Below are 9,442 nucleotides of genomic sequence, written 5' to 3' on the forward strand. Positions count from 1 at the left end.
CGTGGGACTGTGCACGACAGGGCGGGCCGCCGCCCGCTGTGCCGGGGCGGTCGGGGCCGTAGGCGTGGTGGTGAGGGCCGACCGTCACAACCTCACGCGGGGCCCGTCACCACGCGGATCGGACGCGTTCCCTTCGTCTGGCACGGCACGGGTGAAGAGAGCGACGGTCTCGGTGCCGCGGGCCGGGTCTTCCAGAACGACGACGTGGATGGCGATGACGATCGCGGTGAGCCACACGAGCGGCCACAGGCCCAGTCCCCGCAGATCCTGGGATTCGTCCCGCTCATGGTCCTTGTCTGGGACTCGCTTGTGGCGGCTCACCGTTCGCCTCCCGGGTGCGTGTCGGCCAGCAGCGGGCGCACGCGCTTGAGCCATTGGCGAGGGTTCGACATCTCCTCGACGGTGGGGAAGCACTCGATGTCCGACCAGACGCGGTTGAAGAGTTCGATTCCCAGGCCCAGGTCTGCGTCGGTGCCCTCGATGACCTGGTCGAAGAACGTCAACGGGTCCTCGTACCTGGACTTCCGCATCGGGCTGAGCAGCTTTGCCCAGAAGCGGAACTGCAACGAGGGGTCCTGGCGGGTCTTGCCGTCCTCGTGGGGTATGTGGCCGAGGATCTTGGTGGCGATCCGTGTGCCGCCCCAGGTGGCGTGGCCCCCAACGAACGGTACGGCCGCGCGGCCCGCCCAACCGCGCTCGTGCTGGAACGGGGAATCGACGGTCGCCAGAAGCGGCGAGCGAAGCTGCTGCGCGTGACCGACCAACCCGAACGCGAAGCACAGCGTCAGCTCGTCTTCGTCGTGGTAGAGACCGGCGTGGCGCAGGGATTCCGGCGCGTACCAGATCTCGGCACGGCCATCCGGGAGCCGCACCGTCCGGGGGCCAAGCTGCATCCACACCAGGCGCAGTACGAAAGGCTGGAACGCCGCCTGCCAGTTCACCCTCTTCATCGCGCCGGCGTCCGGCGCAAGGTCGCGAACTTCCGCGTCAATCAGCTCGCGCGTCTCGTCCACGACGCGCTTGCGCCAGGCGGGCGGGGTGAGCAATCGGATCGTCAGGGCGGAGGGCAGTTCCATCCCCACGGCCCCAGTCACCTCAGGCGCGCACCGATCGGCGATGGTCCGCAGCCGGTCGGCCAGCTCGGCGTGCTGTAACCCGGCCTGGTTGTCGATGTGGATGTCGGTGGTCATCGAAGAAGTGCTCCTTGCAAATACAGGGGTTCTTGCGAGTACGGGGTTCTGCGGGCGCAGGGATGCGCCGATGTGCCCGTGCGGCTGCACGGGAGTTACTCGTTCTCTCCTCGGCGGCCGTGTCCCGAGGTGGGGTCCTGACCGCACCTCGGGGCACGGCGCGCACTGCGCCCCCCGGGGGCATCCCTTTCGCCGGTGCGCGCGGTGGCAGGTACGTCCCCGGTCGCGTGATGTCGTCGGACCGGTGAACGGGGCGCTGCCGTCGGGTGCTCCGTCCGGGGTCCTTGTCGTCAGCGGGGTTGAGGAGGCGCGGGGGTGGGGTCAGTTCCGGGGTGACCCGCTTGAGCCAGGTGTCGGGGTAGCGGATCTCGTCGGCGTCGGGGAAGAGGTCCCGCCGCGCCCACAGCCCGTTGAAGACTCCCTTGTCCAGGCCGGGCAGTTCGCCCAGGCCGTCGAGCACGTGAGCCGTGAACCAGGAGCCGGCGTTGTACGTGTTCGCCGCTGTTTTGGACATGGGAAGCCGGGAGATCGTGCCGCTGATCAGCTTGTATCGCAGTGAACGCCGGTACCGGCGGCCCTTGATCCACAGCACGGGGTTACCCCCCAGCACCTTGGTCGCGATGCGCGCGCCGAAGTGGGTGGCGTGCCCCTCGCGCACCGTATTGATCTCCCGGTCCGCGAGTCCCAGATCCTTGCCGAGCGGGCCGGTGTCCATCACCGGCAGCCGGCCCTCACTGGCGTGGAACTGCGCCGGGTGGATCAACTCGTGCGAGATCATCGCCATCAGGGCGTCGTCGTCGTGGTACTTCCCGTGGTGCCGCCACGTGTCGGGCGTGATCATGATCTCCGGGTCGCCGGCCGCGGTGGTGTAGGTGATCCCTCCCGCGACCCAGGACGCGATCCGCGAGCTGACCGACGCCATCGCGCGGTTGGCTTTGATCACCTTGTCCACGTCGTGGTCGCCGGTTGCCTCGGCGAGCGCTGCGGCCACCAGCCGATCCTCGTGGTCCATGATCGTCTGGCGGAGGGCGGTGCGGTCCAGCAGCCGGATCACCAGCCGCTCGGGCAGCGTCAGCCCCGTCACCGGCTCGACCCACGGGACGCACTCCTCCGCGAGGTACTTGATCCGCCGGCCGAATCCATGGTGATCGCGGCCGGCGAGCTGGTGGACATCAACCTCGGTTGGAGGCACGAAGAAACTCCTGATCAGTGAATGGAGAAGGCGGAGGTACGGCAGGGAGGGGCGGGTGTTAGCGGATGCGGCCAGCTCATCGGGCGCTGTGGTCCCGGTCCCAGGCGGACTGGACGCGATCACGCCAGCGGTCCGGCGCGGTCAGCTCCGCCGGCGACGGCATCAGGGTGAGGGCGCTGAAGAGCACGTTGAACTGTTCGACGTGGAGGGCCGGCCGTTTCCCGGCGCCGGTCAGCACGTGGGCGACGAACCTCGTCCCGGCGTCGGCCTCGCGGCGCTCCTGGCGGCATTCGGCGCTGCGGGCTCGGCGGGCGTGGCGGCGGCTCGGCGGCTTGGTGAGCCCGCCCCTGGGGTGTTCGCCGTACCGTTCGGCGAGCACCTTCTCGGCGCACCACGTCGCGTGGCCCTGCACCACCGGCCGCAGCGCACGCTCAGCCAGGCCACGACGGCTCGCCACCGAGGTGTTGACGGCACCCAGAAGCGTGTCGGAGCTGGCGTGGTGCTGCGCGACCTGGCACAGCTCCCGCGCGATCACCTCGACCAGGCGCGGCTGGTGGTGGTACACGCCGGCGTTCTCCAACCCCACCGGACACAGCAGGACTTGAGCCGGGCCGTGCGCGGTGTGGAGGGTGGACGCGATGTCCAGCCACCTGGTCGCGTCGGTCTTGAGCCTGCGGTTGAGCCACTTCTGCGCAGCACGGTCCGGCCCGTAGGCCGCCGCGTCCTCGCGGACGATCCGCTCGGCGTACTCGCGCATGCGCCGGATCCAGCCCCGACGGGTCACCAGATGGACCTCGACACCCCGAGGCAGCCGTAACGCCGTGACCTCTTCGACAACCGGCGCGACTTGCGAGGCGATCCGGGCGACCTGCCGTGCGAGGTCGTCATGCGCTGACCCGGCGTAGTGGCAGGGCAGGATCGGGTTGGCAGGGGACATGAGAAATGGAACTCCAAAAGACGTAACTGGTACAGCGGTTGGGGGGTCCACCGCGCGGCGGTGGTGACCTGCTGCCCGCCGGGGAAGGACCACGGACCCCGGGGGTGGGTCCTCTCCGGGTAGGTGAGGGTCCGGCATCCGACGGGCAGCAGGGGCCTTCAGTGCCCAGCAGGGCAGGGTCTGCCACACCGGCTGCTCACAACGCCCCCAGGGCCGGTCGGCGCGGGGTGATCACGCGGCCGTCGGGGAGCAACTCGCCGGTGTCATCGAAGAGGTAGACCCCGTTGCACAGGCGGCTGAAGCCCAGCGACCAGTCACGCCTTACGCGCTTAGCCGCATCGCGGCCAGGCGACTCCGCACCAGGACAGCGCGGTTGATGGCTACACACGGTCGCCGTCCTCCCTGCCGCCCTCGTCCATGCCGTGCTCACGTGGTGCCCCCGGGGTGTCGCCACCGGGCACTTCTCCGATCGCGGTGAGGGGGGTCGTCCACTCCTTGCCCCCGGCCTCCGGCTGGAGCCACGCGACCGGCCGCGCGGCCGGCACCCTGAAAACCGGCTCCAGACGGATGTCGTCCACGTCGGGCGCCACAGCCCGCAGAACGCCTACTCGGCCACCGTGTTCGGCGTCGACCACCAGGTGACCGAGCCACGGGTGTGACTGGTGCCCCATGCGCACGTCAGCCGGTGTCTCAGCGGCGTACGCGGCGACCGTAGATCCCTGGTCGGGGTTGCCTCTGGCGCTGAACATCGCCAACCTCTCCTGGCATGGGGGATTGCACTCGAAAGCCGACCGGCCATGGCTTGATTGCGCTGAGTGCGCTCTGCCACTCGGCGGTGCAGTGCCCAGTCAACTGCGGTGGGTGAGCGGAGGGGCCGTCTGTGCGTGAATCTGAATACGTGATTCAAAGGTTGAGTAACTGATTCAGCGTCACGGAGTACCGTGGGTACATGGCGTCCCGCACCTCCCCAGTGGGGATGACGGTTAGGACCGCACGTATCCGGGCGAATATGACACAGAGGCAGCTCGGTGCTGCCAGCGCAATAAGCCAGGCCAAGATCAGCCGGATTGAGTGCGGCAGGTATACACCAGATACGGCCGAGCGAAGAGCGCTCGCTAAGGCTCTAGAGATCACCGCCGCCGAACTTGGTGTCGGCGGCGAGAGTGAGGATGACGACATGCGCAGGCGCAATCTCCTGTCCGCCGGCATAGGTGTCGGCGCAGCCGTCCTTCCTGCAACCTCCGCGGCAGCTCCGGGGCCCGGATGGGATACGGCTCTCTTCCGCTCCCCAACCGGCCCGTCGATGACCACGGCCCAGATCAGCAGCGGTCTCGCCACAACCGCCCGAGACTGCGGCGCCGCACGCTACCGCGAGGCTGCCGCCGCCATCCCAGCCCTGATCATCTCAGCCGAGGCCCACTCGGACTACGGCAGCTCCGGCGCGATCCTGCTCACCCGTGCGTACGCTCTGGCAACCGCGATCGCTGTCAAGGAACGTCGCGAGATGGCGTGGATCACCGCGGACCGTGCCGTCCAGGCAGCGCGCCTGGCAAGTCACCCACTCGCACATGCCCTCGCGGCGCGGGCCCAGTTCTCCGTCCTACGCCAGCACGGCCATCACCAGTGGGCACGCCAGTTGTGCGACACGACCGTCAGCGAACTCGCTGGCGAGGAACGCGCCCGGCCCGTCGTAGGGCACCTGTTGCTGGAAGGGGCCTACGGCGCCGCCCAGGCCGGGCAGCGCTCAGACGCTATTGCCTTGTGGGAGCACGGCCGGGAACTCGGCCGCCGCGGCCCTGCGGCCGTGGCCTGGCCGGAGCACGCCGGGCCCCTCACCGCGGACCAAGTCGAGCGCTACGGGCTGTGCATGCACCACCTCCTGGGCGACACCCGCAGCGCCCTTCGGCACCTCCGAGCCATCGACGTCCACGCCATGCCCACCGCTGAGAGGCGGGCACGGCTGCGTCATGATTCCGCGAAGCTCTACCGCGACCTTGGAGACCTCCCCAAAGCCCTCGCCCAGTTGCAGGACCAGGAGGAGGAAACCCCGCAGGACACCCGCCGATACTCAGTGCGCACGATGGTCGCCAGCATGGCGCAAACTTCCCCTGCCCTACCTGGACTACGGCCCTTCGCCGAGCGCATTGGCGCGGCTTGACCCAGAGACAGTTCAGCCCGCGCTGTCGTCCCCATCGGTTACGACGTACCAGTCACAACCAGCCTGAGCGTCGAAGGACGGCAGCCATGGCTCCACCATTCCCCGTTCTCCCTTGTGCGGGCGGAAGAACAGCGCGTGCCCGACGAGGTCCCGGGCTATGCCGTCCGGCGTCGTCGTCTGGCCCGGGGGGACCCAGTACACGTACTTGCCCGGTTCGATCCAACTGCGGCGCGCAATACGCTGCCCCGTCTTCATGGCTCGTAGCGCATCGGAGTAGTCCATGCCGCCACGGTACGGGTGGAAAGCGCGGAGCACCCCTACTGCGATGCCATGGGAGGGGCCCGCTGCGCCCGGCGGCGGACGCTCAACGGACGAGTTGGAGGACCTGTTCCATCAGACCTGAAGGGCCGGCGCCGATCACAGATCGGCGCCGGCCCTCCGTCATGCCTGGCTGATACCGAGGCATCCGAGTAGGCGACGAACCGCGCGCCCAGCCCTGGGAGCCGGGCGCGCGGGGAAGGGCGGGGGTTGGTCAGTACCTGTTTTCGATCCCTTATCACCCCCGGCATGGCCTGGGTCGCCGACGGCTACGCCTCCGACCGCCGCGTCGTCCTCGGCCTCGCCCGCATCACCGTTGACGCCGGCACGCAGACCCCCACCCTGCCCGCGCACGGGTTACTCACTAAGGAGGCCGTCGGCCACACTGAAAGGCATGGAATCCGCTGAGGACAACGAGCTGTTCTTTCGTCTCGAACTGCCCCATCTGGGGATTGACGCTCACTGGGCGCCGACCGCCGGAGAGCGTGGCATATGTCGGGACATCGTCCGCCGGGTCGACTACCGGGTACCGTCCCGTGAGACCAACCCGCGGTCGCGGTACGTGACCATGGTGAAGTTGGTGTCGGACGCGTTAGACGTCGTCCAGGCGGCGCCGTCGGAGACCCTGCCCAAGGGGCCGACCGGAGCTCTGGCGCCCTCGTCTCTCGCGGCCATGTTGATGAACGCGACAGCTGCGACGGCGGAATTTCTGAACAACGGCACGATCCTCAGACTCGGCGACGACAGCGCACGTGAGTTCGCCGACGAGATCGAACCGGAAATCCTCGCGTTCCGGAAGGCCATCGGTATCGCCGGTGACGGCGACGCGACGTTCTGGACGATCGCGGACCCTGGGGAGACCATGGTGTCGTCCCTGCGTCTACCTGAGAGCCGTCCGGACGTCCCGCTGCCGCAGGTGCTGCCGAGTTCGCCACGACGGGTGGCTCGCCGCCGATTCCGTTGGTGGAACCGCTGATCTTCGCCTGAGGCGATATCGCCTGGCGCAGTCGCCGATCCGCTCGTGCGGTCGGTGTGTGAGGAGCACATGACGGCGCTGGTCGCAGTTCAAGGCCCGCCCGTTCGTGGACACCGAGTTGTGGGCGGGGAAGATCGGCCGGGCGATGATGCGGCATCCGGAGGGCTGGCTTGAGCGCGGAGGCGCTGGCCGCCGAGACCGGCTTGGAGCCGGGGCATATCGAGCTCGGTGTGTTGTGGAACAACCTGGAGGCCCAGCGTTGGCACGAGCGTTTCGGCGGTGCCGGCCGCGGTAGTGGCGGGGACGGCGGTTGATCACGCCGCCTGGGCGGGTGCGGCTGCCCGGCGGGGTGCCCGGACGCTTTTGTGGCGGGTGAGGCGGCGGGTCAGTGCCTCTTCTCGATCCTGAGCTGCGCGGTTGTCCGGCTCAGGATTCGAACGGTGCTGGGTTCGGGTGCTGCCGCCGGCGTCTGGAGCGTGGAGTCGCTGACAGGGTTCGTCGGCGGTGGGAGAGTGGTGCTCAGCGCCGGAGTTCGGGCCGGGCAAGGTCAAGGTGATAAGCCTGACCTTGAGAACGATCAGTCCCGCAGGGCTTCCCGGGAGGCTGGCTGTCCGCTTCTGCGGGAGCTCCGGCGGGTGATTCGTCTGGTCATGAGGGTTATTGCGGCCCAGGTGATCAGCGATTCCGAGTGCTGGATGAGCCGTTCGTAGTCCCGCGCGTGCCGGCGGGCGTGCATGATCCAGGCCAGGGACCGCTCGACCACCCAGCGGCGGGTTATGTGGAATCAATGGTCGTCAAGTCCTGCAGGTGAGCGGCTTGCTGCTCAGCGCTCGTGCGTGCGGCTTACCACCCGTGATCCATGTTGAGTACTGTGCCGTCGTCTCTCCAGACGAGGGATCCGACCCCGTTGATCCTGTCCAACTCGCTGAGCAGGGTGCGTGAGGTCTCTTCGTCCGCGCCGACCCCGACGAGGAACGCCTCCAACGTTCTCTGGCTCGGTAGCGTCTTGCCGGCGAGCGCGTTGGACAAGGTGGCAGGACTGACCGCATTCTTGGCACGTCGGGCCATGGAACGCAGGGATGGTCGTCCTGCTGCGGTCCAGAGCCTTCTCATTTCATCTCGAATCGGCTCGAACTTGGGTGCGGATGCGGGTGCCATCAGGTTCACGCCAAAAGGGACGATGTGGCCGTCGTCGCGAGGAGCCCGAGGATCCTCCAGAGAGGGAGATGCCAACACGGCTTGCCTTTGGGCGAGGTCGTTCTCACACTCCCGACGCCGCCTCATCCATTGAGGAAGATCGTTTAGCCCACCGGGCGCCCACGCCCTGACCATGGCGTGCAGCGCTTCGCGAGAGACGAGTCTTTTGGCACTCAGTGCCGCATAGATCGCGGCCCTGCTGGTTTGTTCTCCTTCCTGGTCGGCGACTTCGTCGACTTTCAGAGGCCGGCCAGCGGGCGCGCTGTCTCGTAGCCGCCGTAGGTCCAGCGCCATGCGCTCCAGGGGTCCTCCGTCTGCGTCGAGAGGGCTTGAGCGTCGGGGCATAATCTCCTCCATCCCGGATAGTCTCGCCTTGTCTTGCGTTGTCTCGAACCATTGAACACCATCGCGGCGACGATTTCACTGGGGTCAGGATGCAAACGGCCCGTCACCGCGGCAGTTGGGATCTGGGCGATGACGGGCCCCTGGATGGAAGGCGTGTGATGCAGCCTCACCTGAGCAGTATCCCCGGCCCACGACGATCCGGGAATGGTGGGCCAGGATGGCCCGGCGCGGTGGTGGTGATCGTCACAGTCATGATCACCAACAGTTGGTCCAGCGCTGATGTGAAGACGGTCCTCTTGATTCTCCTGGGCCTCATCGCGGTTCACACCGTTGCGAATCGCGGAGACCACTGATCCGTCCTAATGCGCGGCGGCGCCAGCCTCTTGTGGCGCCGCCGACGGTCTCAGCGTCGCAGTCAGGTGTCGATCATGCCGAGTCGCCTTGCTTGACCGAAAGGATTGGCAGGAGGGTCGCGGTCGCCGGGACGCCGATCTCGCGGGGTGTCGTCCCGGCTGGGGTGGGGACATCCACCAGCCGTTCCAGCAGCTGGTCGAGTGCGGCTTGGCCGTCGTCGACGGCGGCGCGTTCGTCGTCGGTGAGCGGGATGCTCGCGAGCATCTTCTGCAGGTTCTCCTTCGCCTCAAGCAACTGGCCCTTGCTGGAGCCTTTCGGGGTGTAGAAGTCGCAGCGTGCGCAGGCCATGCGGTGCTGGCACTGCTCGAAGAAGGTGTATGAGCTGCCCCGGGTTTCGTAGCGTCCGGTGATGTTTGTTCAGGCGGACTGGTGGGCGGCTTCCTGGTTTCGCCAGTAGGCGGCCTCGTACTCGGCGGGCGGCACGTAGTCGAGGGCGGAGTGGAGCCGTTCTTCGTTGTACCACGTGACCCAGCGGAAGATCGCCCGCTCGACCTGGTCGACGTCCCGCCACGGGCCGTGCATCTCGATGAGTTCGGCCTTGAAGGTGCCGTTCAGCGCCTCCGCCATGGCGTTGTCGTACGAGTCCGCGACGGAGCCGACCGATGCGGAGGCGCCGATGTCGGCGAGCCGGTCAGTGTACCGAATTGATACGTATTGCGATCCGCGGTCGCTGTGATGTATCAGCCCGGAGTCCGCCTTGATCCGCCGCCGCCAG

Annotated in this window: 14 protein-coding genes and 2 pseudogenes; 5 read left to right on the forward strand and 11 right to left on the reverse strand. The window is 67.8% G+C overall.

From position 1 onward, the window contains the following. Positions 1 to 84 precede the first annotated feature (84 nt). The 6 genes from FB457_RS33700 to FB457_RS33725 form a co-directional block, all read right to left on the reverse strand. On the reverse strand, positions 85 to 321 hold the full coding sequence (locus FB457_RS33700) for a hypothetical protein (RefSeq protein WP_145784404.1): 237 nt from the start codon (positions 319 to 321) through the stop codon (positions 85 to 87). Further along, positions 318 to 1,190: a zinc-dependent metalloprotease gene (locus FB457_RS33705; RefSeq protein ID WP_145784405.1), complete on the reverse strand. Its 873-nt coding sequence runs from the start codon at positions 1,188 to 1,190 to the stop codon at positions 318 to 320. The genes FB457_RS33700 and FB457_RS33705 overlap by 4 nt, the downstream gene beginning before the upstream one ends. Beyond that, entirely contained in the window at positions 1,096 to 2,505 is a 1,410-nt protein-coding gene (locus FB457_RS33710) for a hypothetical protein (protein ID WP_145784408.1), read from the reverse strand. Before FB457_RS33710 ends, FB457_RS33705 begins: the two co-directional genes overlap by 95 nt. Further along, complete coding sequence (locus FB457_RS33715) at positions 2,459 to 3,319, reverse strand: hypothetical protein (protein ID WP_145784409.1); 861 nt, start codon at positions 3,317 to 3,319, stop codon at positions 2,459 to 2,461. Before FB457_RS33715 ends, FB457_RS33710 begins: the two co-directional genes overlap by 47 nt. Before the next feature lie 196 nt (positions 3,320 to 3,515). Then, positions 3,516 to 3,707 carry a DUF5999 family protein gene (locus FB457_RS35760; protein WP_145784411.1) on the reverse strand — a complete coding sequence of 64 codons (192 nt, stop codon included), beginning with the start codon at positions 3,705 to 3,707 and terminating at the stop codon, positions 3,516 to 3,518. Continuing rightward, positions 3,700 to 4,068, reverse strand: a complete 369-nt coding sequence (locus FB457_RS33725) for a hypothetical protein (protein ID WP_145784413.1) — start codon at positions 4,066 to 4,068, stop codon at positions 3,700 to 3,702. Before FB457_RS33725 ends, FB457_RS35760 begins: the two co-directional genes overlap by 8 nt. 227 nt (positions 4,069 to 4,295) lie before the next feature. Here FB457_RS33725 and FB457_RS36620 point away from each other — a divergent pair. Together FB457_RS36620 and FB457_RS33730 are read left to right on the forward strand one after the other, a co-directional pair. Further along, positions 4,296 to 4,454: pseudogene (locus FB457_RS36620) on the forward strand (helix-turn-helix domain-containing protein); the annotation flags it as partial. Positions 4,455 to 4,622: 168 nt separating this feature from the next. Continuing rightward, positions 4,623 to 5,477 carry a hypothetical protein gene (locus FB457_RS33730; RefSeq protein WP_486589238.1) on the forward strand — a complete coding sequence of 285 codons (855 nt, stop codon included), beginning with the start codon at positions 4,623 to 4,625 and terminating at the stop codon, positions 5,475 to 5,477. A 12-nt stretch (positions 5,478 to 5,489) separates the two neighbouring features. On the opposite strand, the gene FB457_RS33735 is transcribed toward FB457_RS33730, so the two are convergent. Beyond that, complete coding sequence (locus tag FB457_RS33735; protein ID WP_145784417.1) at positions 5,490 to 5,759, reverse strand: Thoeris anti-defense Tad2 family protein; 270 nt, start codon at positions 5,757 to 5,759, stop codon at positions 5,490 to 5,492. 285 nt (positions 5,760 to 6,044) lie between these two features. Between FB457_RS33735 and FB457_RS35565 the strand changes: the two genes are divergently transcribed. From FB457_RS35565 to FB457_RS35570, 3 genes are all read left to right on the forward strand, one after another. Beyond that, positions 6,045 to 6,203 carry a hypothetical protein gene (locus FB457_RS35565; protein WP_186462089.1) on the forward strand — a complete coding sequence of 53 codons (159 nt, stop codon included), beginning with the start codon at positions 6,045 to 6,047 and terminating at the stop codon, positions 6,201 to 6,203. Beyond that, on the forward strand, positions 6,190 to 6,771 hold the full coding sequence (locus FB457_RS33740; RefSeq protein WP_145784419.1) for a hypothetical protein: 582 nt from the start codon (positions 6,190 to 6,192) through the stop codon (positions 6,769 to 6,771). Before FB457_RS35565 ends, FB457_RS33740 begins: the two co-directional genes overlap by 14 nt. 170 nt (positions 6,772 to 6,941) lie before the next feature. After that, positions 6,942 to 7,085 (forward strand): hypothetical protein, encoded by a 144-nt coding sequence (locus tag FB457_RS35570; RefSeq protein WP_186462090.1) that lies wholly within the window; start codon positions 6,942 to 6,944, stop codon positions 7,083 to 7,085. A gap of 317 nt (positions 7,086 to 7,402) precedes the next feature. On the opposite strand, the pseudogene FB457_RS33745 reads toward FB457_RS35570, so the two are convergent. The 4 genes and pseudogenes from FB457_RS33745 to FB457_RS33760 form a co-directional block, all read right to left on the reverse strand. Continuing rightward, a pseudogene (locus FB457_RS33745) lies at positions 7,403 to 7,549 on the reverse strand (IS5-like element IS4811 family transposase); the annotation flags it as partial. Between the two features lie 65 nt (positions 7,550 to 7,614). Next, the gene (locus FB457_RS33750) at positions 7,615 to 8,262 is read right to left on the reverse strand and encodes a hypothetical protein (protein WP_145784421.1); all 648 of its coding nucleotides are present in this window, start codon (positions 8,260 to 8,262) and stop codon (positions 7,615 to 7,617) included. A gap of 477 nt (positions 8,263 to 8,739) precedes the next feature. Continuing rightward, complete coding sequence (locus FB457_RS33755; protein WP_486589237.1) at positions 8,740 to 9,015, reverse strand: hypothetical protein; 276 nt, start codon at positions 9,013 to 9,015, stop codon at positions 8,740 to 8,742. Between the two features lie 69 nt (positions 9,016 to 9,084). Next, on the reverse strand, positions 9,085 to 9,442 hold a 358-nt coding region (locus tag FB457_RS33760; RefSeq protein WP_145784422.1), incomplete at its 5' end, for an integrase core domain-containing protein.

The organism is Streptomyces sp. CNZ287 (assembly GCF_007827615.1).

Excerpts from the sequence above, each read along its gene's own strand:
- FB457_RS33735 (WP_145784417.1), bottom strand. The coding sequence starts at position 5,759 with ATGGACTACTCCGATGCGCTACGAGCCATGAAGACGGGGCAGCGTATT.
- FB457_RS33755 (WP_486589237.1), bottom strand. The coding sequence starts at position 9,015 with ATGGCCTGCGCACGCTGCGACTTCTACACCCCGAAAGGCTCCAGCAAG.
- FB457_RS35565 (WP_186462089.1), top strand. The coding sequence starts at position 6,045 with ATGGCCTGGGTCGCCGACGGCTACGCCTCCGACCGCCGCGTCGTCCTC.
- FB457_RS33705 (WP_145784405.1), bottom strand. The coding sequence starts at position 1,190 with ATGACCACCGACATCCACATCGACAACCAGGCCGGGTTACAGCACGCC.
- FB457_RS33750 (WP_145784421.1), bottom strand. The coding sequence starts at position 8,262 with ATGGCGCTGGACCTACGGCGGCTACGAGACAGCGCGCCCGCTGGCCGG.
- FB457_RS33715 (WP_145784409.1), bottom strand. The coding sequence starts at position 3,319 with ATGTCCCCTGCCAACCCGATCCTGCCCTGCCACTACGCCGGGTCAGCG.
- FB457_RS33740 (WP_145784419.1), top strand. The coding sequence starts at position 6,190 with ATGGAATCCGCTGAGGACAACGAGCTGTTCTTTCGTCTCGAACTGCCC.
- FB457_RS33730 (WP_486589238.1), top strand. The coding sequence starts at position 4,623 with ATGACCACGGCCCAGATCAGCAGCGGTCTCGCCACAACCGCCCGAGAC.
- FB457_RS33725 (WP_145784413.1), bottom strand. The coding sequence starts at position 4,068 with ATGTTCAGCGCCAGAGGCAACCCCGACCAGGGATCTACGGTCGCCGCG.